This window comes from Rhizobium sp. 01N48, assembly GCF_056399145.1.
Genome location: NZ_JBFTQT010000002.1, coordinates 345,672 through 371,418, shown reverse-complemented (window position 1 = coordinate 371,418; position 25,747 = coordinate 345,672). Strand labels below are relative to the sequence as shown.

General features: G+C 61.2%; 22 protein-coding genes. 9 read left to right on the top strand and 13 right to left on the bottom strand.

Annotation, left to right across the window (positions count from 1 at the left end; translation table 11 throughout):
* Position 1: 1 nt before the first annotated feature.
* From AC1DOG_RS05375 to AC1DOG_RS05365, 3 genes are all read right to left on the bottom strand, one after another.
* Positions 2-127 carry a hypothetical protein gene (locus AC1DOG_RS05375; protein ID WP_477927024.1) on the bottom strand — a complete coding sequence of 42 codons (126 nt, stop codon included), beginning with the start codon at positions 125-127 and terminating at the stop codon, positions 2-4.
* 120 nt (positions 128-247) lie between these two features.
* Complete coding sequence (locus AC1DOG_RS05370; protein ID WP_477927080.1) at positions 248-2,197, bottom strand: BTAD domain-containing putative transcriptional regulator; 1,950 nt, start codon at positions 2,195-2,197, stop codon at positions 248-250.
* 260 nt (positions 2,198-2,457) lie between these two features.
* Entirely contained in the window at positions 2,458-3,498 is a 1,041-nt protein-coding gene (locus tag AC1DOG_RS05365) for a glutamine synthetase beta-grasp domain-containing protein (RefSeq protein WP_112820026.1), read from the bottom strand.
* 481 nt (positions 3,499-3,979) lie between these two features.
* Between AC1DOG_RS05365 and AC1DOG_RS05360 the strand changes: the two genes are divergently transcribed.
* The gene (locus tag AC1DOG_RS05360) at positions 3,980-4,183 is read left to right on the top strand and encodes a DUF2735 domain-containing protein (RefSeq protein ID WP_112943335.1); all 204 of its coding nucleotides are present in this window, start codon (positions 3,980-3,982) and stop codon (positions 4,181-4,183) included.
* Positions 4,184-4,323: 140 nt separating this feature from the next.
* Positions 4,324-5,532 (top strand): TIGR03862 family flavoprotein, encoded by a 1,209-nt coding sequence (locus AC1DOG_RS05355; RefSeq protein WP_112943336.1) that lies wholly within the window; start codon positions 4,324-4,326, stop codon positions 5,530-5,532.
* On the opposite strand, the gene AC1DOG_RS05350 is transcribed toward AC1DOG_RS05355, so the two are convergent.
* The 5 genes from AC1DOG_RS05350 to panC all read right to left on the bottom strand — a co-directional run bounded on the left by AC1DOG_RS05350 (position 5,533) and on the right by panC (position 12,757).
* Positions 5,533-8,616, bottom strand: coding sequence for an efflux RND transporter permease subunit (locus AC1DOG_RS05350; RefSeq protein WP_112943337.1), 3,084 nt, complete (start codon positions 8,614-8,616; stop codon positions 5,533-5,535).
* Positions 8,613-9,689: an efflux RND transporter periplasmic adaptor subunit gene (locus tag AC1DOG_RS05345; protein ID WP_112943338.1), complete on the bottom strand. Its 1,077-nt coding sequence runs from the start codon at positions 9,687-9,689 to the stop codon at positions 8,613-8,615. Before AC1DOG_RS05345 ends, AC1DOG_RS05350 begins: the two co-directional genes overlap by 4 nt.
* Positions 9,689-10,762, bottom strand: coding sequence for an efflux RND transporter periplasmic adaptor subunit (locus AC1DOG_RS05340; RefSeq protein ID WP_112943339.1), 1,074 nt, complete (start codon positions 10,760-10,762; stop codon positions 9,689-9,691). Before AC1DOG_RS05340 ends, AC1DOG_RS05345 begins: the two co-directional genes overlap by 1 nt.
* 304 nt (positions 10,763-11,066) lie before the next feature.
* A complete protein-coding gene (gene panB / locus AC1DOG_RS05335; protein WP_477927023.1) occupies positions 11,067-11,888 on the bottom strand; it encodes a 3-methyl-2-oxobutanoate hydroxymethyltransferase in 822 nt (273 codons plus the stop codon).
* Entirely contained in the window at positions 11,888-12,757 is an 870-nt protein-coding gene (panC, locus tag AC1DOG_RS05330) for a pantoate--beta-alanine ligase (RefSeq protein WP_112943341.1), read from the bottom strand. The genes panB and panC overlap by 1 nt, the downstream gene beginning before the upstream one ends.
* Before the next feature lie 350 nt (positions 12,758-13,107).
* Between panC and AC1DOG_RS05325 the strand changes: the two genes are divergently transcribed.
* Positions 13,108-13,779: a J domain-containing protein gene (locus tag AC1DOG_RS05325; RefSeq protein WP_112943599.1), complete on the top strand. Its 672-nt coding sequence runs from the start codon at positions 13,108-13,110 to the stop codon at positions 13,777-13,779.
* A gap of 24 nt (positions 13,780-13,803) precedes the next feature.
* On the opposite strand, the gene AC1DOG_RS05320 is transcribed toward AC1DOG_RS05325, so the two are convergent.
* From AC1DOG_RS05320 to AC1DOG_RS05310, 3 genes are all read right to left on the bottom strand, one after another.
* The gene (locus tag AC1DOG_RS05320) at positions 13,804-14,838 is read right to left on the bottom strand and encodes a Tim44 domain-containing protein (RefSeq protein ID WP_477927022.1); all 1,035 of its coding nucleotides are present in this window, start codon (positions 14,836-14,838) and stop codon (positions 13,804-13,806) included.
* 107 nt (positions 14,839-14,945) lie between these two features.
* Complete coding sequence (locus AC1DOG_RS05315; protein WP_112943343.1) at positions 14,946-15,404, bottom strand: YbaK/EbsC family protein; 459 nt, start codon at positions 15,402-15,404, stop codon at positions 14,946-14,948.
* A gap of 39 nt (positions 15,405-15,443) precedes the next feature.
* Positions 15,444-16,235 carry a DeoR/GlpR family DNA-binding transcription regulator gene (locus tag AC1DOG_RS05310; RefSeq protein WP_112943344.1) on the bottom strand — a complete coding sequence of 264 codons (792 nt, stop codon included), beginning with the start codon at positions 16,233-16,235 and terminating at the stop codon, positions 15,444-15,446.
* 513 nt (positions 16,236-16,748) lie between these two features.
* Here AC1DOG_RS05310 and AC1DOG_RS05305 point away from each other — a divergent pair.
* The gene (locus AC1DOG_RS05305) at positions 16,749-18,242 is read left to right on the top strand and encodes a DegQ family serine endoprotease (protein ID WP_477927021.1); all 1,494 of its coding nucleotides are present in this window, start codon (positions 16,749-16,751) and stop codon (positions 18,240-18,242) included.
* A 96-nt stretch (positions 18,243-18,338) separates the two neighbouring features.
* Here AC1DOG_RS05305 and AC1DOG_RS05300 read toward each other — a convergent pair whose 3' ends face one another.
* Together AC1DOG_RS05300 and AC1DOG_RS05295 are read right to left on the bottom strand one after the other, a co-directional pair.
* Positions 18,339-19,505 carry a dihydrodipicolinate synthase family protein gene (locus AC1DOG_RS05300; RefSeq protein WP_477927020.1) on the bottom strand — a complete coding sequence of 389 codons (1,167 nt, stop codon included), beginning with the start codon at positions 19,503-19,505 and terminating at the stop codon, positions 18,339-18,341.
* Positions 19,506-19,515: 10 nt separating this feature from the next.
* On the bottom strand, positions 19,516-19,701 hold the full coding sequence (locus AC1DOG_RS05295; RefSeq protein WP_162725048.1) for a hypothetical protein: 186 nt from the start codon (positions 19,699-19,701) through the stop codon (positions 19,516-19,518).
* A gap of 73 nt (positions 19,702-19,774) precedes the next feature.
* Between AC1DOG_RS05295 and AC1DOG_RS05290 the strand changes: the two genes are divergently transcribed.
* Genes AC1DOG_RS05290 through AC1DOG_RS05270 form a run of 5 tightly spaced genes read left to right on the top strand, consistent with a single transcriptional unit; the run spans position 19,775 to position 25,721 of the window.
* Positions 19,775-20,821, top strand: a complete 1,047-nt coding sequence (locus tag AC1DOG_RS05290) for a LacI family DNA-binding transcriptional regulator (RefSeq protein WP_112943347.1) — start codon at positions 19,775-19,777, stop codon at positions 20,819-20,821.
* Entirely contained in the window at positions 20,818-21,822 is a 1,005-nt protein-coding gene (locus AC1DOG_RS05285) for a Gfo/Idh/MocA family protein (RefSeq protein WP_113168222.1), read from the top strand. The genes AC1DOG_RS05290 and AC1DOG_RS05285 overlap by 4 nt, the downstream gene beginning before the upstream one ends.
* A 5-nt stretch (positions 21,823-21,827) precedes the next feature.
* Positions 21,828-23,441, top strand: a complete 1,614-nt coding sequence (locus tag AC1DOG_RS05280; RefSeq protein ID WP_112943349.1) for an acyl CoA:acetate/3-ketoacid CoA transferase — start codon at positions 21,828-21,830, stop codon at positions 23,439-23,441.
* On the top strand, positions 23,434-24,213 hold the full coding sequence (locus AC1DOG_RS05275; protein ID WP_112943350.1) for an enoyl-CoA hydratase/isomerase family protein: 780 nt from the start codon (positions 23,434-23,436) through the stop codon (positions 24,211-24,213). Before AC1DOG_RS05280 ends, AC1DOG_RS05275 begins: the two co-directional genes overlap by 8 nt.
* Positions 24,207-25,721 carry an aldehyde dehydrogenase family protein gene (locus tag AC1DOG_RS05270; RefSeq protein ID WP_296433338.1) on the top strand — a complete coding sequence of 505 codons (1,515 nt, stop codon included), beginning with the start codon at positions 24,207-24,209 and terminating at the stop codon, positions 25,719-25,721. Before AC1DOG_RS05275 ends, AC1DOG_RS05270 begins: the two co-directional genes overlap by 7 nt.
* Positions 25,722-25,747: the final 26 nt, after the last annotated feature.

Below are 25,747 nucleotides of genomic sequence, written 5' to 3'. Positions count from 1 at the left end.
CTCAACGGAACTTCAGAGCGTGAACGATGTTCGCGGTCGCGTTGGTGTCGAGCTGAACGGCGCTCTGCTTCAGAACGGCCTGGGCAGCAGCGGAGAGGCGAACGGTGGACTTGATTGCGTTGGTCATGGTTTTCTCCTTTTGGTGGCAGCATTTGCTGCGGACAGGAGAGACTGTGACCGGCCGGCGTTATTCCGGTGTGACTGGAAATTTCGCTAATTAACGGCATAAACCGCCATGTGTCGCACTTCAGGACAGACCGGCCATCCTGAGTCCGTCTATCAGCTGGCGAGTATCGTCAGGGTTGCGATCTGGTACGAAACGCCAGACATCTTCCGTGCGAAAATCCGGAAAATTCTCGAGGACAACCGAGGCATAATGCGCTGCGGTGGCCTTGTCGCCGTTCTTGGCGTGCGCTGCGGCGAGCAGACGCGAGGTCGCCGGCCGGTCCTTGACGCGGTCGAGCACCTCGATCGCCTTGGCGTAATTCTCCTGGACGAAATGAATGCCGCCCAGGTTCCAGTAGTAGTAATCCGGCGGCAGCGGATTGAGCTTCAGCGCGGCGTGGCTGAGCTCTAGCGCGCGGTCGCTCTGCCCGTCATGCAAAAGCGCATCGGCGTGGTCGGCCAGAATATCCGCGTCATTCGGATTGAGCATCTGCGCTTCGGCGAAGAAATCGAGGCTATCGGCAAAGCGGCGGCGATAGAGCGCCACGAAGCCTAGCTCGCGCATGGCTCTTCCGCTGTTCGGATCGCTGTCGCGAGCCTGCCATGCCGAGCGATCGGCATCTTCCAGAAGTGCGGTGTCCTTCATGCCCCGAACGAGCCATTCCATGCCCAACACGCGAGCCATGCCGGCATGGGCGGAGGAGAAGCGGTCATGTCTCGATAGTGCCGACTTGAACCATTTGCGTGCCTGCCGGAGGTGCTGCAGATCGGTCTTCGAAACCAGCCGCTTGCCCTCGAGATAGAGCCGATAGGCCGAGGGCGAGACATCGTGCATCATATCCGTCAATTCGCGCCGCTCGATCGTATCGGCGAGCGTCATGACAATGCGCCGCGCCAATTGGCCGAAGGACTGGTTGACCTTCTGCATGGCAAGCGGCAAGTCGATCGCCCAAAGCACTTCGGCGGTCGAGGTCTTGGTCAGTCGGCAGGTCGCGTAGATCTCGTCCTCACGGCCGTGGATCGTCACGTAGACGGTGTAATCGAAACGCAATTCCGGCGGCATCGGCTGCAGTTCGCCGCTGGCGAGGCTGCGGTTCAGGATCTCGACGCTGGTATGCGCAGCAATCACCTTGAAGCCGCGCTGCTGGCTGAGACCGATCGTGACGTCCTCGAGCAGCGCGCGGCCGACACGCTGCAAAAGCGGTTCCGACAGCATTGTTTCCGGCGGAAGGATGAGCACGCGCGGCTGGCCGAGCGGATCGGCGGTCGCGGGCCGGACGGGGGCTGCTTCGGCTACGGCAGGGGCGGCCGGCGGGATGATGCCTAACTCCAGCGCGAGTGCCTGGGTCATCGCATCCGGGTCGGCGCCGTAATCGGCTTTCAATTCGTTGCGGCAGCGGAAGTAGACTTGCCGCGCCGAGCCAAGATCGCCTGCCGTCGCATGCGCCTTCATCAGCGCGCGGCAGGCCGCCTCGTTCGCCGGATCCGTGGCCACAAGCAGCCCGGCCAGCAAAACGGTATCGGCAAGCGTTAGCTTGTCGGGCGAATCGAGCAGCGTCATCAGATGAGCATCGCGGCATTCGGCGATGCGACGGCGCTCGATCGTGACCCACTCGTCCGCTTCCATCGTCGGCGCGCGAAAACCTTCGAGCAATTCGCCCGCAAGCAAGGCCCAATCGCTCCGCGCCAGCGGATGCGTTGCATCCCTGAGCAGCAGGACATCGGTGGCCCAGTACTCGGCATTGAGTGTAACATGCGTGTTGGTGGCGGTGATCAGGCGGGGAAGCCCTTCCGGCACGCTGCGATCGATGCGGGCGAGCAGCTGTCGAAGGCTGCCGGCGCGCTGTTTCGACACGTCGGACTGCCAGAGCATGCCCCGCAATGTCTCACGCTCCATTGAGAACTGCGACGACGCAGCCACGAAAGCCAGGAGCGGATAGGCTTTTTCCGGAAGCACGATTTCGCCGTTATTGGCGAAAAGCGCGGGCTTTCCGAGCAAGCGAAGCAGGAGGCTGTGCTTAGCCACTGACACCAAGGGTAACTCGCGTTTGGATGATCCAACACAAGTATAGTGAAAAGAGACTGTAACGCAAAAGGAATGCGGCTGCTCGGTTGAGTTTTTCAACCGTTAGACGATGCCGATCACAAACAGGGTTTAGAAAAATCGGGATCCGCGGGAAGAAATCGCAACGATGGTCGATCACCGTGCCAATGCGAGGCACATCAACCGTGATCCAAAAGAAATGGCGCCGGCCTTTCGACCAGCGCCATCACAATCAATCAGGATTTGGCTTAGGCGGCAGCCGAAGCGAAACCAGCCGTCGGAACTTCCGAGATCGTCTTCAGAACCTGGGAAGCGATCTGGTAAGGGCAACCCTGCGAGTTCGGGCGGCGATCTTCCAGATAACCCTTGTAGTCGTTCTTGACGAAGGAGTGCGGAACGCGGATCGAAGCGCCACGATCGGCAACGCCGTAGGAGAACTTGTTCCACGGAGCAGTTTCGTGCTTGCCGGTCAGACGCTTGTCGTTGTCCGGGCCGTAAACGGCGATGTGGGCATCGAGGTTCTTTTCGAACTGCGCCATCAGAGCTTCGAAGTAGGCCTTGCCGCCAACTTCGCGCATGAACTTGGTCGAGAAGTTGCAGTGCATGCCCGAACCGTTCCAGTCGGTGTCGCCGAGCGGCTTGCAGTGATACTCGATGTCGATGCCGTACTTTTCAGTCAGGCGCTGCAGCAGGTAGCGAGCCATCCAGATCTGGTCAGCGGCCTTCTTGGAGCCCTTGCCGAAAATCTGGAATTCCCACTGGCCCTTGGCCACTTCAGCGTTGATGCCTTCGTGGTTGATGCCGGCAGCGAGGCAGAGGTCGAGGTGCTCTTCAACGATTTCGCGCGCAACTGGACCAACATTGCTGGAGCCGACGCCGCAATAATAAGGACCCTGCGGAGCCGGGTAGCCCTGCTCCGGGAAGCCGAGCGGACGGCCGTTTTCGTAGAAGAAGTATTCCTGCTCGAAGCCGAACCATGCATCTTCGTCGTCGAGGATGGTTGCGCGGCTGTTGGAAGCATGCGGGGTAACGCCATCAGGCATCATGACTTCGCACATGACGAGGACGCCGTTGGTACGGGCCGGGTCCGGATAAACGGCGACGGGCTTCAGCACGCAATCGGAGCTGCGGCCTTCAGCCTGCATCGTGGAGGAGCCATCGAAGCCCCAGAGCGGCAGCTGCTCGAGCGTCGGGAATTCTGCAAATTCCTTGACCTGCGTCTTGCCACGAAGGTTCGGTACCGGGGTGTATCCATCGAGCCAGATGTACTCGAGCTTATACTTGGTCATTTGCGAGTCTCTCAAAACAAAGGTGTCAGCAGGTCCCAGGGACGCAGCGGCCGAAGCCGCCTTGCCCGTGGAGGGATGCCAAAGAGTATGCATGTAGCGTGCCAGTTCGCGACGAGAGGCGAAAAGACCACGCGGAAAGGGGCCGATGCAGTGCCGTTCAGGCAGGCGCCCGGCAATCGGTACGGGCCCTGAAGTGCCAGTGGACTCAAGCGTTTACGCCGCCTATCGATCGAACGTCTCGCTGGAAAAAGATGAACGGCAGCGTCGTCAGTTTTTTCCGCACAATACCCATTTTGCGCATTTATTATGCAGATGCATATTTTATATATTCAGCAAATTTCTGATATAAAGCTGTTCAAATTGCAATTGCACACGATTCAAACATTTGTTGCACTTTTTTCAATCAAATAGCGCATTCTCTGTGCAGCTGTGTTATTGTTTCCCTTAACGCTTTAGGGCGGACTCAATTTGGAGGCATGACATGGTTACTGGTGTGCATCACGAGTCGGCAACGATCTACGCTTTCCCCACGAAGCGCTTCGCTTCATCGCCGCTTCACCAGAAGGTGGATCTGGAAAAAGATCTGGAACCCTGCGTTTACGACAGCTGCTGGTACCACGAAGACGCCATGAAAGAGGAAGAAGCCTCGGCCCAGCCGCGCTTTACCCCGCGTTTCGTCGACTGACAGCTTTTTGTCGGCGAGGTTTGGTGCGCCCTGTTCGCATCGGCGTGTAACGTGATTGCACGCCGCTCCGCCTTCGCGGGGTTGCGTATATTAAGCGCACGCGTCATGACGGGCCTGCGAGTTCAATTGCGGGCGAATATATGTCGGACAAAGAGGTAGCCATCATCGGCGGCGGACCGGCGGGGCTTATGGCGGCGGAAATCCTGTCTTCAGCCGGGCATAGGGTCACGGTCTACGACGCCATGCCGACCGTCGCCCGAAAATTCCTGCTCGCCGGAAAATCCGGCCTCAACATCACTCATTCCGAAGACTATCTGCGCTTTGCGACGCGCTTCGGCAGCGCGAACGGTCGGTTGCGCGATGCGCTCGACGCCTTTCGCCCTGACGACATCAGGCAATGGGCCGCCAATCTGGAGACCGAGACCTTTGTGGGAACCTCCGGACGTGTCTTTCCCATGGCGATGAAGGCATCGCCTCTCTTGCGCGCGTGGATCAGGCGGCTGGACGCGCAGGGGGTGACAATCCGGACGCGGCATCGATGGCAGGGCTTTTCTAACGGCGGCTATCTGTTCGAGACGACCGAAGGCGACCGCGTTGTGCGGCCCGATGCCGCCCTGCTCGCCCTTGGCGGCCAGAGCTGGCCGCGGCTTGGCTCGGACGGTCGCTGGGTCGATTGGTTGCGAAATGAGGCCGTTACGGTTCACGATTTCCAACCAGCCAATTGCGGCTTCGATGTCGACTGGAGCGCCGTGTTTCGCGAGCGCTTCGCCGGCGCTGCGGTCAAATCCGTGGTGGCAACCTCTCCAGCGGGATCGACGCAGGGAGAGTTCGTCGTTACCCAGCACGGCATAGAGGGAAGCCTAGTTTACGCCCATGCCGCGGCATTGCGAGACGCACTGACATCTGGACATCCTGCCGAACTCATCGTCGACCTGATGCCCGGGCGGACGCTGGAGCGAATCGAGCGCGATCTCGCCAGGCAGGACGCCAAGACGAGCCTCGCCAACCGACTGCGCAAAGGCGCCGGCCTTGATGGCGTCAAGGCTAACCTCGTTCGCGAATGCGGCGATGATGCCGACCTGCGCGACCCTGCGCGGCTAGCGCGGCTGATCAAGGCGCTGCCTATATCCGTCGTCGCCCCGCGCCCGATCGCCGAAGCCATTTCGTCGGCGGGCGGCATCGCATGGAATGGGATCGACGAGCATTACATGCTGAAGCAGTGCCCCGGCCTTTTCGTCGCCGGTGAGATGATCGATTGGGAAGCCCCAACGGGCGGCTACCTGCTCACCGCGTGCTTCGCGACCGGTCGTGCGGCCGCGCGCGGCATCGCAGACTGGCTGCGGACCTGATCAACCTGCGCCTCCAGTCACTTCCCCTTCCATTGCATGCTCGCCTTCCGGCCGCTTGATCCGGAACCACGCAAGATATAGCGCAGGCAGGAAGAGCAGCGTCAGCACCGTGCCGACGATGATGCCGCCCATCATGGCATAGGCCATCGGCCCCCAGAACACCTCGCGTGAAATCGGGATCAGCGCAAGGCTCGCCGCCGCCGCCGTCAGCAGGATCGGCCGCATTCGATGCTGCGTCGCCTCTCGCACCGCATCCCATGGATGATGCCCCTCGCGCCTGAGTTCCTCCACCTGCACAACAAGAATTACCGAGTTTCGGATCAGGATGCCAATCAAGGCTAGGATGCCAAGGATCGCCACGAAGCCCATCGGAGCGCCGCTCGACAATAGCGCGATCACAACGCCGATCAGGGCCAAAGGCGCGACCGCGAAGACCAGAAACAGCCGCGAGAAGCTTTGCAACTGGATCATCAGGATGGTCGCCATCGTAAACAGCATCATCGGCACCACGGCGGCGATCGGCGCCTGGCTCTTGGCGCTCTGTTCCACGCTGCCGCCCACCTCGACAGTAAAACCTGTTGGCAGTTGGGCGGTGTAGGCATCGATAGGCTTGGCCAACTGGTCGACAACCGTCGCCGGCTGCTTGTTGTCGATAACGGCGGACTTGATCGTGACGGTCGGCAGGCGGTCGCGGCGCCAGATCCTCGGCGGCTCGGTCTCGTAGCGGAAATTCGCGATCGCAGCCAAGGGAACAGAGTTGCCGTTGCTGGTGCGTAGCTGCAGGTCGCGCAACGTCTCGATCGACCGCCGCTCGGATGCCTGGGCGCGCGCGAGAACAGTGATCAGATAGATATCGTCGCGCACCTGCGTTACTGACGCGCCGCCGACAATACCATTCAGTGCCGACGCTATATCCTCCGAGGTGACGCCGAGTTGACGCGCCTTGTCCTGGAGAACATCGACCTTGACGACACGCTGCGGCTCGTTCCAGTCGTAAACTACATCGCCGAGCGACCGATTCTGGCTCATGACCGCGCCGAGTTCCAGCGCGCGCTGGCGAACCCCTTCGATATCAGGACCGCTGAGACGATAGGCGACTGGGCGGCCGACCGGCGGACCGATGTCGAGCAGCTTCACATAGGCGTCGGTGCCGACGAAGGTCTTGGTAAGATACTCCTGAAGATCCACGCGCAGCTTGTCGCGTACTTCAAGGCTCTTGGTAATGATCACCACCTGACCAAAAGACGGGCTCGGCGGCTGCACGTCGAAAGAGAGCACAAAGCGTTGCGCGCCCTGCCCCACATAGGTGGACCAGCGCTCGATATCGGGATTGCCTTGCAGCTTCTCCTTCTCGAACTTCGCCATCTGCTGATCGGTTTCGTTGATCGAGGCGTTATTGGGTAGTGAAAAGTCGACAATCAGTTCCAGTCGGTCGGACGACGGAAAGAACTGCTCCTGGACGAAGCGCATGCCGTAGACCGCGCAGGCAAACGCGATGACCGTCGCCGCGATGGTAACCCAGCGGAAGCGCATGCAGACATCGAGGATCTTCGCGAAGCCGTTGGCAAACCATCCGCTCTTCTCCTCGTGCCGCTTCATCGTCTTGGGCAGGATGGTCACCCCAAGCAAGGGCGCGAACACCACCGCCACGATCCACGACACAACCAGCGACACCGCGATGACAACAAAAAGCGAGAAGGTGAACTCGCCGGCCGCGCTGTTGTTGAGCCCGACAGGCATGAAGCTCGAGACGGTGACCAAGGTTCCCGTCAACATCGGAAAGGCCGTATGCGAGTATACGTAGGTCGCAGCCTTGGTGATCGGATCGCCGGCTTCAAGCCGCGCGACCATCATTTCCACGGCAATCATCGCGTCATCGACAAGCAAGCCAAGCGCGATGATCAGTGCGCCAAGCGAGATGCGCTGCAGCGAGATGCCGTCATATTCCATGAAGACGAAGGTGATTGCCAAGGTCAGTGGGATCGCGAAGGCGACCACCAGCCCGGCACGCCAGCCGAGACTGACGAAGCTCACCAAGAGCACGATTATGATCGCTTCCGCCAGCGCTCGCGTGAACCCCGACACCGCCTCTTCGACGATAACAGGCTGGTCGGCGACGAGATGTGGCTCAATGCCGATCGGCAGCGTCGCATGCACCTTGCGCAACTCGGTCTGCAGCGCCTTGCCGAACTCAAGCAGATTGGCGCCCTGCTTCATGCCGATGGCCAGTGCAATCGCCGGCATGCCGTTAACGCGAAAGAGAGCCGTGGGCGGATCCGTATAGCCGCGCGTGATGGTCGCGATGTCGCTCAGCCGGAAGAAGCGGTTGTTGACCTGCAGATTGACGCTGCGCAGACTGTCTTCCGAGGTGAACTGGCCGCTGACACGCAGGCTGACACGCTCGCCTTGTGCCTGCAGCACGCCCGATGGCGTGATCGCGTTCTGCGATTGCAACGTGTTGAGGACATCAGCCTGGCTGATACCGAGCGCTGCGAGTTGGCGGGTCGAGAATTCGAGGAAGATTACCTCGTCCTGCGCCCCGACGAGATCAACCTTCCCAACATTGGGGACAGTCAGGATACTACGGCGCACGCTCTCAACATAGTCACGCAGCTGGCGCTGCGTGTATCCGTCGGCGGTGAAGGCGTAGATGTTACCGAAAACGTCGCCGAAGCGATCGTTGAAGGTAGGCGCTTGCACGCCCGAGGGAAATTGCCCTTCGATATCGCTGATCATGTTACGAACGTTCACCCAGATCCCAGGCACATCGCGTGCTTTGGTGGAATCTTTCAGATAAACAAACACCGTCGTCTGGCCCGCAATCGTCAGCGAATTGGTATAGTCGAGCGAATCCAATTCCTCGAGCTTGCGCTCGATGCGTTCGGTGACCTGCCTCGTGGTCTCCTCGGCGGAAGCGCCGGGCCACTGCGTGGAGATCGTCATCGTCTTGATGGTGAAGTTCGGATCTTCCTCGCGCCCGAGGTTCATGTAGGAGAAAATCCCGAGCAGTGCGAAGACGATCATGAAGTACCAGATCATCGACCTGTGTTCGAGCGCCCAGTCGGAGAGGTTGAACTTGTTCATGAGCGCGCACCACCCTCGACCTTGATCTTCTGCCCCTCTTTCAAGCTATGAACGCCGGCGATGACGACGCGTGTCCCCGGCTCCAGACCCGAGACGACCTCCGGATGCGCCGACGTCTTGTCACGCAGCTTCACCTCCTGGGATCGAACGGTTTCGGCTTTCTCATCAACAATCCAGACCAGGGTCTTGCCGTCCTGATTGAGGACTGCCGAAGCCGGCACGAAGAGCTTTTTGATATCGCGGGCCTGCCGGATAGCCGTGATTGTTGTTCCTATCCTGAAGGCATCCGGCGGGTTCTGCAGCGCTATCTTAACGCGGCGGGTGCGTGTGGCGGCATCTGCTGTCGGCGCCACCTCGCGCACCACACCTGCCGACGTGATCGATGGATTGATCTGAAGCAGGATGGAATAGGCATCCCCTATCGCGGGGATCAGTTCGCCCTCGGGAATGTCAATGACCGCATCGCGTTCGCCGGGCATGGCGACCGTCAGGACGGATTCGCCAGCCGATACCACCTGCCCGACTTCGACGGAGGTGGCGGTCACGACCCCGTCGAAGGTCGCGAGAAGCTGCGCGTAGGAGAGATCCTCGTTCGACTTGTCGAGCGTGGTCTGTGCCTGCACCACGGCCGACTGCGCGGTCTGGGTCGCCTGAACGCTGCTCTCGAGGCTGGACTTAGTCGCCGTTCCGCCCTGGAAGGTGGCGCGGGCACGTTCTTCGGTGGATCTCGCATTGGCTAGCTGCGCCTGCGCATTGGCTAGCTGCGCCTGTGCCGATCTGACCGCAAGCTCCAGCGAAGTCGGCTCAAGGGAGGCCAGTAGCTCGCCCTTCGTCACGACATCGCCCGTGTTGACGTCGCGTGCCACCATCAGCCCACCGACGCGAAAGCCGAGCGGTGTCTCCGTCTTCGGCGCGACCGTTCCGGCAAAGCTCGGGGTCGGCAAGTCCGATAGCTCGACGATGCTAGACAGGACCGGCCTTATCGGGGGCGCGCTCTCCTTTTCTTCGCTGCATGCGCTGAGCGCTATGATCATGGGGATGACAAGAAGCTTCGGGATAGAAGACCGCCGCATCAGCTCTGCCCTCCTTCGACCGTCACCTTCTGACCCGGTCGCAGCATCTTGCCCCCATCGGTTACGACCATTTCGCCGGCATCGAGCCCGCCCGATATGATCACGCGGCCGGTCTCGTAGGTCGCGACCTTGACCGGCTTCAGGCTGACGGTTTCATCCTTCGGATCGATGATCCAGACCGCCGGTTTGCCGTCAATGGCAAACAATGCGGTCCAGGGCAGGATGATCATCTTCGTCGGCGCCGATTGCGCGAAGCCCGTTACCGGTGCCCCCAGCGTCATCCTCGGTGGCGTCTCTTCGAGCGTGATCTTGACGCGCACGGTGCCGGTGGAGGTGTCGATCGTCGGCGAGATCTCGCTGACCTTCCCGAAGGCAGTGACACTAGGATCGCTGACGAGCGCGATTTCGACCCTCGGCGCATCGGGTTTTGACTGCAGCAGCGTCTCGTAGATGTAAAACACCGCGTCGCGCGGCCCGTCCTGCGCCAGGGTGAACGCCGTCTGCGCAGCCTGCATCACTTGGCCGACTTCGACATTGCGGGCGGTGATAATGCCATCGGCATCCGTCTTCAGCTCTGTATAGCCAAGCGCATCCTTGGTCGTGCCGAGCTGCGCCTTGGCGTTGTCGAGCGAACCTTTCGACGTATCGAGGGCGGTTGCTGCCTGATCGTAGGATTCCTTAGAGATCGAACCGCTGGCAAGCAGCGTCTTGCGCCGCTCGAACTCCGAGGTCGCCTGCTCGACATCGGCCTGCGCTGCGACGAGCGCGGCCTGCGCGGCCTCAACATCGGCCTTTTGCTGCTGCGGATCGACCCGCGCGATCACCTGCCCGGCGGTCACGTGCGCGCCGACATCGGCGGTCCACTCGGTGACCTTGCCGCTGACGCGAAACGAGAGATTGGATTCAATATGGGCGGCGATCGCGCCGGTGAGCTTGATGCTGTAGCGGAAATCCTGAAACGCGACCGGCTCCGCATGCACCGGAATGGTCAGTTCGGCGGGCTCGCCGCCTTCTCTTTGGCAGGAGGTGAACGAGAGGCATAGAAGAAACAGGCTGAACGTCTTGATGTGCATCTTAGGAGTTCCCCCGAATTCCAAAACTGACGCAAGCTGAGTAGGCCTTATTGGCGCTGAGGACCTGTCGGCGGATGGCCTAAGKCTACAGCAATGAATTCACTCCTAAAAAGTCTTATAATCGCTGCGAACGCACCGGGATCGACATCACACCGTCATTGCTTCACCAGAACGCGACCTGTGACATCATCAGGAAGCGACTTGCACATGAAGCATGCTGACTGTAGCGCACTTCCGCAAAGATGCAATTTCCGCGGAAGGCCCGCGACGAAAGATCGCTCAAGCGTGCAAAAGGCGCACGCGTTTACTTACGTGGCTGGAAGGTGTGTTCCACGCCCGGAAAGCGGCCGGCGCGGACGTCTTCGGCATAGGTCTCCACCGCCTGCGACACGAGCGGACCGAGCTCGGCAAAGCGCTTGACAAAGCGCGGCTTGAAATCGCTGAACAAGCCCAACATATCATCCGACACCAGCACCTGGCCATCGCAGGCGACAGACGCGCCGATGCCGATGGTGGGAATGGAAAGAGATGCCGTGATCTCGCGCGCCAGCGGTTCGACTGTTCCCTCTATGACGACGGCAAAGGCGCCCGCATCGGCCACCGCCGCCGCATCGCGGCGGATCTTCGTCACCTCCTGCTCCGAGTGCCCCAGCGACCGGAAGCCGCCAGCCGTGTTGACCAGCTGGGGCATCAACCCGATATGAGCGAAGACGGGCACGCCGCGCGATGTCATGAAGGCGATTGTCTCGGCCATCTCCTCGCCACCCTCGAGTTTGACCCCGTCGCAGCCTGTTTCCTGCAGGATGCGGACGGCATTGCGGTAGGCTTGCTCCTTGGATTCCTGGTAGCTGCCGAACGGCAAATCGACGATGACGCACGCGTGCGACGTGCCGCGCATGACCGCGCGGCCGTGAGCGATCATCATGTCGAGCGTGACGCCGACCGTCGTCTCCATGCCATAAAGCACCATGCCCAGGGAATCGCCGACCAAAAGCAGATCGCAATGCGGATCCAGAAGGCGCGCGATCGGCGTCGTGTAGGCGGTGAGGCAAACGACGCGATCTCCTCCCTTCATCGAGCGGATCGAGGCCGTGGTCAGTCGCTTTTGCTTGCCCTGCGCGCTCATCAGGCGGTCCTCGACTGCGCTGTCAGGCCAATGACGCGATTATCGAGCAGCCGCGTGCTGCCGATGCGCACGAAAAGTGCCACGAGTGCCGGCGCCGATTGCAGCGAGGTCAGCGGTTCGAGTGTTTCGGGATGCCTGACGGCGACGACCTCAGCGCTTGCGAGGGGTTCGGATGCGACAAAGCGGTTCAAAGCGGCTTCCAATTGCGCGGGGTCATTACAGCCTCCGGCGTAGAGCCGGGCCGCTTCGTCGAGCGTCCGCGGCACGATGACGGCAGCGGCGCGCTCCGTCTCGCTCAGGTAGACATTTCGGGAGGAGCAGGCCAGGCCATCGGCCTCGCGCACCGTCGGCACTGCGACCACATTGACGGGTTGCGCGAGATCCTCGACCATCCGCTTGATCACCACGACCTGCTGGTAATCCTTCTCGCCGAAATAGGCGGCATGCGGCTGGACGATATTGAAGAGCTTGGTGACGACAGTCGCGACACCGGCAAAATGACCTGGGCGAACCTCGCCCTCCAACTGCCGGCCAATCTCCGGCACATCGACAACCGTCAGCATCGGGTGCGGATACATGTCCGTCACCTCGGGCGCGAACAGAAAGTCGACGCCGGCATTCTTTAGAAGCGCAGAATCCCGCTCGAGATCGCGCGGATAACGCGCAAGATCCTCGTTGGCGCCGAACTGCAGCGGATTGACGAAAATCGACACCACGGTCACGTCGTTTTCAGCCTTGGCGCGCGAGACGAGTTCCATGTGACCGACATGCAGAAAGCCCATGGTCGGCACCAGACCGATCTTTTTGCCCTCACGTCGATCGATCCTCAGGCACGCCCTAAGATCCGCTATCGATTTGATAATACGCACGAAACCGTCCTCCGAAGCTCTCCACCAGCAGAGCTAGTGCAAGAAGGTGGCGGATAGAACTCGATTTGACTGACAGCGTCAACGCAAGCGCCGGCATTATATCGATTAAGCATTCCTTCGGCATCCGATTTTCCTATGGATCTGATTTCCGAGCGGAAAACGATGTGGCAAGCAGGTAAGTCCAATCAAACTGTGGACAGACGGTGGATGCCTTCAGCCAATCCGGGCGTTCACGCAAACTTATGTATTCTTTTGTCCAAACTCTGCCCCAGTGATGGTAGAAGAACGGCATTGATAGACGAATGCCCTTCACGGGTGTCACGACGATGTCCGACAGCAGCGGAGGGACAGTGACCAATCCATACGAGATTCTCGGTGTCCGCAGGGACGCGAGCGATGACCAGATCAAATCTGCCTACCGTAGGCGCGCGAAGTCGACGCATCCGGATTCCGGTGGCGATCCCAACGCATTCGGGCGGGTGCAAAAGGCCTATGAACTGCTGCTGGATCCCGTTCGCCGCAAGGTGTTCGACGATACCGGCTATGACGTCGAACTCGCCGATCCCGTCGATCTGCAGGCGCTGATCGTCATCGAGAAACTCGTCAATGAGTTGACGCTGGATGAGCGCGAGCCCGGCACCTTCGATCCGCTCGCGCGCATGCGCGACGATCTCTCAGAGGACATGCGCAAGGCGCGCTTTTCAAAGCGCGAACTCGAGCGCCACGCCGCGCGTATCGAGCATCATCTGGAACGCCTAGAAAAGCGACCTTCGACCGACATCCTCGGCTCGATGCTACGCGCCCGCGTCAAGGCCATCGCCTCTGCGATCAGCGAGACGGAGGCCAAGATCAAGGCCAGCGAACGCGCCTGCGAGATGCTTTACGACTATGCGTATGAAGTCGACGTCAGCGAAAACGAAGAGGGCCTCCTCACAGAAGAGGAAGCCGCTCCAACAATTGCCGCGCCGCGTCGCGAAGATCGACCGCTTTGGGTCGTGCCTGCCGCAGCTCAGGAGGGCTGAAGCAGGACGTTAACGACATGGATATCAGGCAGCGCGCTGTTCGGTGCCCTGGATTGCGGCAAGCTTCCAGTCAGTGCCGGATTTGCGCACGAAGGTCCAGACCTCGGTGCTCTCAGTCGGCGAGCGCGTGTCGCCGCTGACCACCCGACCCCCATCACGCTCGACGACAGCATCGATGGACTGATAGCGCATGGCAAGCGTTGCGTAATCGGAACCGTCTTCACGCCAGGCTTCGGCGACATCGCCCTGCAGCAGCTTGACGTCGCTGACCTGATTGCGAACGCCGTTGGAAGCGTTTTCGCCCAGTTCCTCGGCGAGATAGGACATGGCTTCCGGCGTGGTCAGCTTGCGCAGCGTGCCGTAGTCCTCGGCACCGTAGGCCGTCTGAACCTCGGTCAGGAGCCGTTCGAACCGGTCAAGGTCGTCAGACTTAATCCCGATTTCGTCGCTCGGCTGATCGTTGCGCGGCGGTTGCGGAGCGGCATTCGAGCCGCCGAGGCCAAAGCCGGCTGCACCGGAGCCGATGCTCGGAATGCGGAAAGACGAGTTGCCGTTCGATGCCATCGGGCTGACGCCGCTCGAACGCGCCGAGCCATAGGCCGGCTGCTGACCGCGATTGGCGAAGAAACGGACGGCGAGCATGACGGCGCCGGCGATCAGAGCGAACTGCAAGAGCATGCCGAGGAAGCCAAAGCCGCCGCCGAACCCGTGACCAAGCAGCATGCCGAGCAAGCCGCCAGCAACCAGGCCGCCGATCATCGACCGGCCGAAGCCGCCAAACAGGCCACCACGCTGCTGGGCACCACCGAAGGCCGGCTGCGTCGCGGCGCCAGGCGCGTTGGCTTCAGGGCGCTGGCTCATCGAACGATCCATCGGAGCGGCAGGGGCCGGCGCGGTGCGGGTGACAGGCGGCGCCTGGAACGTGCGTGTACCGCGGCTACCGAAACCGGAGCTTCCTGCCCGCCGCGCATCCGCATCGCCGATGGACGCAAATACGGTAACGCCTGTCAGGGCGGCGATCGCCGCAACCTTGGCAAAACGTGAAACGGCACGAGGCATCTAAAGTCTCCCATATGGCAACAGTTGAGTTTCGCCTTCTTATATAGGTTTCTTTTTCTGCGTTTTAAGCTTTGCGTTGAATCTGGTTCAATTGTTCGTGTATCTGCCTATTGGCAAACGTCGACCCAGGTCGCCTTGGTCAACTCCGCCAGGCGATCCGTGGCGATCCGGACAGCCGAATTCGTCGATCCCGCGGCAGGCACCACCTCTTCAAATTGCTTGAGGGAAACGTCGCAATAAATGCGCAGCGGCGACGGAAGCCCGAACGGACAAACCCCGCCAACAGGGTGACTGGTCGCCGCGACGACCTCTTCGGCATTCAGCAGCCGCGCCTTGGTGCCGAAGGTATCCTTGAACTTGCGATTGTCCAGCCGCGCCAGACCGCCCGCGACGACCAGGATCGGCGCGTCATCGAGACGCAGGCAGATCGTCTTGGCGATCTGCGCCGGATCGACCCCATGCGCCTCGGCCGCCTGCGCGACGGTCGCAGAACTCATTTCGGTTTCGACGATCTCGATATCGGGAGCGGATGCGCTGAGAAATGCACGGACGGTCTCTAGGCTCATGGGCAACAATCATCCTTGGTGGGAACACTGGAAAGCGTGTCACGCCAGCTCAGTCTGCGGCTGGCTTTGCGTGCTGGTCTCAATCAGCCGGACATCGTTCTCAAGACAGAACTGCCGCACGGATGGAACCGGGCAACGATCGGTAATAAAGGTGTGCACCTGGGAGAGCTGGGCAATCCTGACCGGCGCCGTGCGCTCAAACTTGGTGGAATCGGCGACCAGGATGACATGGCGGGCATTTGCGATGATCGCCTGTGCCACCTTCACCTCGCGGAAATCGTAATCGAGAAGCGCACCATCCTCATCGAGCGCGGAGGCGCCGATCACGGCGTAATCAACCTTGAACTGCCGGATGAAATCGACCGCCGCCTCCCCGACGATGCCGCCATCGGCGCTGCGCACTACGCCACCGGCAATCACAACCTCGATGGCCGGCAGCAACCTCAGCCGGTTGGCGACGTTGATGTTGTTGGTGATCACCATGAGCTCGTGATGATTGATGAGGGCTTCACCGACGGCCTCGGTTGTCGTGCCGATATTGATGAACAACGACGCGTTGTTGGGAATGAGGCTGGCGGCAGCCAGGCCGATGGCCTGCTTTTCGCTCGAGGCGATCTGACGTCGCGCTTCGTATTTGACGTTCTCCGTACCGCTCGGGAAGACCGCGCCACCATGCACTCTGGTCAAAATCTGGGCATCGCAGATGTCGTTGAGATCCTTGCGAATGGTTTGCGGCGTCACGGAGAAATGTGCTGCCAGATCCTCGACGAATATCCGGCCTTTCGACTTGGCCATATCGACGATTTCGGTTTGACGGTCGCTAAGGAACATTGTGCGAGTGCTTTCGCTTCAGTTTCGTTCTCTGCCCGAATACCCATAACAGAGCACAAGCCAGCGCGCAAAATGACGATGATGAGTTTCGTTCATAACAAAATTCGCGGCTTGGGTCACTTTAGTGTGTATCGACGCGCCGATGGTGCCGCGCTAGGGAAGCCCCGCGTCCCAGCCCTGCGGCGGACCACGCAATGCCTCCCAAGGCTCTTCCGCGATCGGCAGCTTGTCCGAGGACAAAGCATGGCCGATCGCAGTCGAAATCCCCCCTTAAAACCACCCATAGACCGGCCGGAGAAGAGCATTCGGCCTGCGATAGTCGTCGCATTCGCGCGCGCGACATATACTAGGCGTCACATCATTAAACTTTTGTAATAAATGACGAAAACGTAACAATTACCTAATCTATATTTAATTTGAAAATACATCCTGGTCGGCAGATATGTATCTCACGCGTCTACTACTGGTGAAAGCCATCACGCGATCGAGCAACACATATAAAGGACAGACATCATGTCAAACATCCTCAATCGCCGCCGGTCAGCAGCCCTTCTCGGTGCGGCAATCATCGTTGGCGCGGCCTCGCTTCCTTATGCGTTCGAAACGTCACCGGCCGTAGCGTCGCCGGCGTCGGTCGCCACCTCCCCCAACGGCAGCGGTTCTTTTGCCGATGTCGTCGATGCCGACAAGCCGGCCGTGGTGACCATCGTGACGACGATGAAGGCATCGGGCGCCGATGACAGCACCGACAATTCCGAGATGCAGCAGCAGTTCAAGCAGTTCTTCGAGCAGCAGGGGATTCCAGTGCCGCATCAGGCACCGCAATCGGGTGAGCATGCGCAGGCCCTCGGCTCCGGCTTCATCGTCAGCCCGGACGGCTACATCGTCACCAACAACCACGTCATCGCCAACGCCACCGATATCAAGGTAACGCTCGACGACGGCACGGAACTGCCCGGCAAGCTGATCGGCGCCGACGCCAAGGCCGATTTGGCCGTGGTCAAGATCGAGGCCCCGAAGGCCCTGCCGACCATCGCCTGGGGCGATTCCGGCAAGCTGAAGCTCGGCGACCAGATTCTGGCGATCGGCAACCCCTTCGGCATCGGCACGACCGTGACGGCCGGCATCGTCTCGGCACGCGGCCGCGATCTGCACAGCGGCCCATATGACGACTTCATCCAGATCGATGCGCCGATCAACCACGGCAATTCGGGCGGTCCGCTCGTTGATCGCGACGGTCACGTCGTCGGCATCAACACCGCCATCTATTCGCCGAACGGCGGCAGCGTCGGTGTCGGCTTCGCGATCCCATCGGATGAAGCCAAGACGATCGTCGCCAAGCTGCAGAAGAACGGCTCCATCGAGCACGGCTATCTCGGCGTTCAGATCCAGGGCGTCACACAGGATGTCGCCGATGCGATCGGTCTTGCCAAGCCGCAAGGCGCGCTCGTCGCCGACGTCTCGGAAGGCTCACCCGCTGCCAAGGCTGGTCTCAAGGCTGGCGACGTCGTCACCAACGTCGGAAGCGACAGCGTGACATCGCCGAAGGATCTCTCGCGCCTGGTGGCAGATCTGTCGCCTGGCGACAAACAGACCGTCACGGTCTGGCGCGGCGGCAAGAGCGTCGACTTGAAGGTCTCGATCGGCGGTGGCGATGACGGACAGCAGCTCGCAAGCGCAGGCGGCACCGAAAAGCATGCTCAGAGCGGGCCGAGGATCGGCGTTGCACTTGCCGACCTCACCCCCGATATCCGCGCACAGCTTCGCCTGTCGCAGAAAATCGAGGGCGCGGTCATCGCCAACGTGTCGCCGGACAAGCCCGCCGCGAAGGCCGGCCTACAGACCGGAGACATCATCCTGTCGGTGAACGATAAGACCGTTCACGACGCGAGTGAAGCTAAGAACGCGGTGGCGGATGCAGCAAAGACCGAGAAGAAGTCCGTGCTGCTCCTCGTACAGCGAGGCGGCAACAAGACCTTCGTGGCTGTTCCCTTCGCTGCGGCCTAGCGTTCGGGAGGACCGGCGTCACCACACGCCGGTCCTTTTATTAATTTGAGACAGGACTATGCCGATCATCATAAGCCAGGCGGCTTTCCGCCTGGCTTATTGCACGCCGAAGACGCCGACGAAGTTCTTCATGCGCTCAGCCGCCAACTCCGGCCGATCGAGCACATTTGCCTTGTCGGCCAGGCGGAAGATATCCGCATAGTGATTGATGCCGCGCGCCGATTGCATGCCGGCGGGCAGGCTGAAATGGCGTTGGTGGCCGTTCAGCCACGCCAGGAAGACCACGCCCGCCTTGTAATATTGCGTGGGCGCCTCGAAGATCTTGCGCGACAGCGGCACCGTTGGCTCGATCACGGAGCGGAAGGTCGTGGTATCACCCGCCGCCAGCGACGCGAGCGCCTTGGAGGCAGACGGCGCCACGGCGTCGAAAATACCGAGAAGCGCGTGGCTGTAGCGTTTGCCATCACCCTCGATCAATTCAGCGTAATTGAAGTCGTCACCGGTGAAGCACATTACCGCCTCTGGAAGACGGTCGCGAAGCTGCACTTCCTTGGCGTTGTCGAGCAACGAGATCTTGATACCTTCGACCTTGCTCCGGTTTTCATTGATGATATCAAGCGCGCATTTGAGTGCTGGCTCGAAATCAACGCTTCCCCAATAGCCGGCAAGGTTCGGATCGAACATGTCACCCAGCCAGTGCAGGACAACCTTGTCCTTCGCCTGCGAGAGAATGCGGCTGTAGACCTTGATGTAATCGTCAGGTGATTTGGCGACGCGGGCAAGCGCGCGGCTCGCCATCATGATGGCGCGACCACCGTGTTTTTCCACGAACTCGATCTGCGTTTCGTAGGCCTTGATGACGTCATCCAGCGAGCGCGCATCGGCCGCCGCTAGATGGTCTGTGCCAGCGCCGCAGGCAAGATCGGCACCATCGACATGGCGCGCCTCTTCCAGCGACCGGCGAATGAGCTCCTGCGCACCTGCCCAATCAAGCCCCATCCCGCGCTGCGAGGTGTCCATGGCTTCGGCGATCTTGAAGCCTAGGCTCCAGAGATGGCGCCTGAAACCGATCGTCGTATCCCAGTCGATCGCCGGCTTGCCCCAGGGATCGAAATCCCGGCACGGATCGGAGACGACGTGGGCCGCAGCATAGGCAATCCGATTGAATACCGGTGGCTTCGACGGCCGCTCGATCGGGGTTCCGACGAGGCGATATTCGCGTACAGCACCATCGGCGTCAGGCAGATTCAAGGTCAAGCTCATGGGGTCCTCCTCAAGACGTGGACAATGCAATAATTTGGATCGTTCCAAATTGCAAGCCCGTTTTATCCCATGGGAACCAGGCGCCACCTGTCGCTTTCAGCACGCCAGCAAGTGACGAAATCAGTTGTTTTCCGCCATTTTGCATCGCAACAGATACTTTCCCGTGAATTCCACCGGGAGCATCGGCGTCGACCAATTAACTCCGCTTGACAAAGTTGGAACGTTCCAATTATTAACAGGAAAAAGGCGCTGGCTAAGGGAGGACATTCATGGGCAAGGGACGGGTCACCGTCATCGACATCGCGAAGGCTGCCGGCGTTTCCAAGTCGACTGTCTCGCTGGTGCTGCAAGCCTCGCCCCTGGTGAATGAGAGCACCCGTACGAAGGTCAACGCCGTCATGCGGGAGCTGGGCTATGTTTATAATCGCGGCGCGGCGAACCTTCGCCAGGCGAATGCGCGATCGAAGATCATCGGCATCGTCGTCAACGACCTCACCAATAGCTTCTTCGCCGAACTTGCCGTGGGCGTCGACACGGTCGTGCAGTCGGCCGGCTTCGTGCAATTCCTGTCAAACACCAGCGAGAGCATCGATCGCCAGCGCGAAGTCATAGCCTCGATGCGCGAGCATGGCGTCTCGGGCCTGATCATCTCGCCGGCGCGCGGCACCGAAGCGCTCGACCTGAAGCCGCTTGTCATGGCCGGCATTCCGGTCGTGCTCGTCGTTCGCAACATCCCCGGCGCCAAGGTGTCGTCGCTCGTCTCCGACAATCATGCCGGCACCTTTGCCGCCGTCGAGCATCTGGCAGCGCTCGGCCACAGCCGCATTGCATTCGTCGGGGGCTTTCCAGACACCGCCGTCTTCGACGAGCGCCTGGGTGGCTATCGCGACGCCATGTCGAAAACCGGCACCGGCTTCCAAGAGGAGCTTGTCGTCTCGTCCGCGCCATCGCGCGCTGGCGGCGTCGATGCGCTTGCACGCGCTATGGCCATGCCAGATCCGCCAACGGCCGCCGTCTGTTTTAATGATGCGGTTGCCTTCGGCGTCTGCGACGGGCTGAGAGCGCGCCGCATCGAGCCCGGCAAGAACTTCGCCGTCGTCGGCTTCGACGACGTGATCGAGGCAAAGACCACGGTGCCGGCACTGACCACCATCTCGGTCGATCCGCAGGGGATCGGCCAACGCGCCGCACAGATGCTGCTGAAGCAGATCAACGCTGGAAAGCCAGAAGCGGAATCAGCCGTGAGCTCGGTGCGCCTGATCGTGCGCGAAAGCTGCGGCGCGGCGATGAACAAGCCTGGGAGGAAAATGGCATGACGGTTCGTTGGGGTCTCATCGGCGCGAGTACGATTGCGCGCGAATGGGTGATTGGAGCAATTCGCGCCACTGGCGGCGAGGTCGTCTCCATCATGAGCACCAGCCAGGAGCGCGCCCGCTCCTATGCCGCGGAGAATAATATCGGCAAGCACGTCTCCGATCTCGATGCTCTCCTCTCCGACCCCGAGATCGATGCTGTCTATATTTCGACCACCAACGAGCTGCACAGCGCCCAGGCAACTGCCGCCGCGCGCGCGGGAAAGCATATTCTCTGCGAAAAGCCACTGGCGCTTTCTCTCGAGGATGCTCATGCGATGACCAAGGCTGCAGATGAAGCGGGCGTCGTTCTCGCCACGAACCACCACCTGCGCAATGCCTCGACCCATACTGCGATGCGTGACGCAATCGCGGCCGGCCAGATCGGAAAGCCGCTCTCGGCACGCGTGTTCCACGCTGTTTACCTGCCGCCGCATCTGCAGGGCTGGCGGCTCGACAAGCCGCAGGCCGGCGGCGGGGTCATTCTCGACATCACCGTCCATGACACGGACACGCTGCGCTACGTGCTCGGACGAAACCCCGTCGAGGTGATCGCATTTTCGCAGGCCGGCGGCATGGGCAAAGAAGGTCTAGAGGACGCCGTCATGGGCGTCATGCGCTTCGAGGACGATATCATCGCCCAGTTCCACGACGGCTTCACCACGAAATACGCCGAGACCGGTTTGGAGGTGCACGGCACAGAGGGCTCGCTGATCGGCCGCAATGTCATGACCCAGCGGCCAGATGGCACCGTCACCTTGCGGACCGCAGACGGCGAGCGGTCTCTGTCAGTCACCGGCGGCAATCTATACGAGACCGCGCTCACCGCATTTCACGCCGCCGTCGCCGGCAATGGAAAGCCGTCAGCAACGGCCAAGGATGGCATATGGTCGCTGGCGACGGGTCTCGCGGTTGCGCAAGCCGCGCGCACGGGTGCTGCGGTGCCGGTCAAGACAGGACTTTGAGAGAGATGAACAAGCACGTCACCCCATCGCAAGCTGCTGACCTGATCCCCGACGGCGCCGTTGTTTCGGTCTCCTCGTCCAGCGGCCTGGGCTGCCCCGACCTGATGCTTAAAGCGATCGGCGAGCGCTTCGAAGCAACAGGCCATCCGCGCGACATCACCACGCTGCACCCGATCGCCGCCGGCGACATGAGCGGGATCAAAGGCATCGACCACATCGCGCGCAAGGGTCTCCTGAAGCGGATCATCGGTGGCTCCTACCCCTCCGGCCCGTCGACGGCCGAACCACCGCTGATCTGGCAAATGATTACCGGCAACGAGATCCCGGCCTATAACATCCCCTCCGGCGTGATGTTCGACATGCACCGCGAGGCGGCCGCCAAGCGACCCGGCGTTCTGACGAAAGTGGGGATGGACACATTCGTGGACCCGAAGCGTCAGGGCTGCGCGATGAACGCCGCCGCTCAGGAAACACCCGTGGTCAAGCGCGTCTCTTTCGAGGGAGACGACTGGCTGTATTTTCCGGCCATCACGCCCGATGTCACGATCATCAGAGCAACGACGGCTGACGAGCACGGCAACCTGACCTATGAGCACGAGGGCGCCTATCTCGGCGGGCTAGACCAAGCCCTCGCCGCGCGCAACAATGGTGGCATCGTCATCGCGCAGGTGAAGCGCATCACCAAGCAGGGCTCGCTGAAGCCACATGACGTGCGCGTGCCGGGTATGCTCGTGGACTACATCATTGTCGACCCAGAGCAGAAGCAGACGACACAGACGCTCTACGATCCTGCGATTTCAGGCGAAATCTTCCGCCCGCTCGATACGTTCCGCGTGCCCGAATTCAACATCCAGAAGGTAATTGCGCGTCGCGTCGCGCAGGAGCTTCAGGCCAACAGCTGCGTCAATCTCGGCTTTGGCATCTCGGCGAATGTGCCCCGCATCCTGATGGAAGAGGGCCAGCACGGGTCGGTCACCTGGGTGATCGAGCAAGGTGCGGTCGGGGGCGTTCCGCTGCTCGACTTCGCCTTTGGCTGCGCCTCGAACGCCGATGCCTACATGCCATCGCCCTACCAGTTCACCTATTTCCAGGGTGGCGGTTTCGACGCGTCGCTGTTGTCCTTCCTGGAGATCGGCCGGGATGGCTCGGTCAACGTCTCCAAGCTCTCCTTCCGTCCGCATGTGACGGCCGGAGCCGGCGGCTTCGTCGATATCACCGCACGTGCCCGCAAGATTGTCTTCTCCGGCATGTTCAATGCAGGCGCCAAGCTCAGCATCGCCGATGGCAAGCTTGTCATCGAGAAGGAAGGCAAGCTGAAGAAGCTGGTCAACGAGGTCGAACACGTGACCTTCTCCGGCCGCCGGGCGATCGAGCAGGGCCAGGACATCACCTATGTGACCGAGCGCTGCGTAATGAAGCTCACCGCCGACGGGATCGTCCTCACCGAAATCGCACCCGGCATCGACCTGCAGACGCATATTCTGGAACAATCGGAGTTCCCCCTCTTGGTCGCCAAGGAACTCAAGGTGATGGACGCCGGGCTCTTTGCCGAAGGGCCGATCGGATTGTCGCTGCCGGTAAAAAGTGCCCGCGTTCTGGAGGGCACCTTCCATGACTAGCGGAACCGTGCGCATCGACATCGACCGCTCTCTCGCTATCATGACCGTATCACGGCCCGAGAAGCTGAATGCGCTCGACCTCGACATGCTGAAGGCTCTGTCGGAAGCCGCCGACGCGGTGGAAGCCAATCCGGATGTGCATGTCGCCATCCTCACCGGCGAAGGCAAGGCCTTCTCGGCGGGCGGCGATATCAAGGCCTGGGGGCACATGGCGCCGCAGGAGTTCGGGCACGCCTGGGTGCGCTACGGCCATCGTGTCTTCGAGCGTCTCGCCACGCTTCGCGTACCCCTGATCGCCGCGCTGAACGGCCACGCGCTCGGCGGCGGGCTCGAGTTGGCAGGCCTTGCCGACATCAGGATCGCCGAAGAGCAGATCAAGATCGGCCTTCCGGAAACGGGCCTTGGAATGATCCCCGGCTGGTCGGGCACGCAGCGTCTCGTCAAGCGGTTCGGCGCGCAGATAGTGCGCAGGATGGCGCTGGGCGGCGAGATCTTCACGGCCGAGGAAGCCCGCCAGTCCGGCATGGTCGACATGGTCGTGGCCACCGGCACCGCTGTCGACGCGGCACGTGACTACGCACGCCGCGTCGCGACACGCGGACCGGCGGCACTCGAGATCACAAAGCTTATGATCGCATCGGCAAATGGCGAGGACAACGGTACGGCGGTTGAAGCGCTCGGCTCGATCCTGGTCGCCAAAACCGGCGACCTCAAGGAAGGCGTGACCGCGTTCAGCGAGAAACGCCCGGCACAGTTCAAGGGAGAATGGTAATGACGGTTCTGGTCACCCCAAAGGCGCTCGCCAATCAGACGGTTCGTGACTTCAAGATGCTGATTGACGGCAAATGGATCGCCGGCAATGCCGCACCGATCGAGCGTGTCGCGCCGAGCCACGGCGTCGTCGTCAGCCGCTTTCAGACTGGTTCCAAGGCGGACGCCGAGCGCGCGATTGCAGCCGCGCGCAAGGCGTTCGACACCGGCCCTTGGCCGCGCATGACGGCATCGGAGCGCTCCGCGATCCTGCTCAAGGCCGCCGATCTCATCGCCGCCAGGGCCGATGAGCTTGCCTATCTCGATGCGATCGAGGCCGGCAAGCCGATCTCTCAGGTCAAGAGCGAGATCGCAGGATCGGTCGATATCTGGCGCTATGCCGCCGCCCTTGCCCGCGACCTGCATGGCGAAAGCTACAACACGCTCGGCGACGGCACACTCGGTGTCGTGCTGCGCGAGGCGATCGGTGTCGTCTCGATCATCACGCCGTGGAATTTCCCGTTCCTGATCGTCGGCCAGAAACTGCCCTTCGCGCTTGCGGCAGGCTGCACCTGCGTGGTCAAGCCGTCGGAACTGACCTCGGGCTCGACGATCGTGCTCGGCGAAATCCTGCAGGAAGCCGGCGTCCCCGATGGCGTCGTCAATATCGTGACCGGCACGGGCGCCGAAGTTGGCGCGATCATGACTGCACACCCCGACGTCGATATGGTTTCTTTCACCGGTTCGACCGGCGTTGGTAAGCTGACGATGACCAATGCGGCGCAAACGCTCAAGAAGGTCTCGCTGGAACTCGGCGGCAAGAACCCGCAGATCGTGTTCCCCGATGCCGACCTAGACGCCTTCATCGACGCGGCCGTGTTCGGCGCCTATTTCAACGCCGGCGAATGCTGCAATGCAGGCTCGCGGCTGATCCTGCACAAATCCATCGCGAGCGACGTGGTCGCGCGCGTGGCGGCGCTTGCCAAGCTTGTAAAGGTCGGCGACCCCCTGGATCCGACCACACAAGTTGGCGCGATCATCACGCCGCAGCACTTCGACAAGATCGCCGGCTACGTCGCGGCGGCAAAAAGCGCCGGCGCCGAAGTCGCCCATGGCGGCGGGGCGCTGGATCTGGGCATGGGCCAGTTCATGGCACCGACCATTCTCTCTCAGGTCACGCCGGGGATGACGGTCGCGCGCGAGGAGGTGTTCGGGCCCGTCCTCTCTGTCCTCACCTTCGAGACCACCGAGGAGGCGATCGAGATCGCCAATTCCATCGATTACGGTCTCTCGGCCGGCGTCTGGAGCAAGGATTTCGATACATGCCTGACAATCGGGCGTAGAGTACGTGCGGGAACCGTCTGGATGAACACATTTATGGACGGCGCATCGGAGCTGCCGTTCGGGGGATACAAGCAGTCCGGCCTCGGGCGCGAACTCGGCCGCCATGCGGTGGAGGATTACACCGAGACGAAGACGCTCAACATGCATATCGGCAGCCGCACAAACTGGTGGATGCCCAGGAACTGACAGCCGGCGGGGAGCCGGTCTGCAGA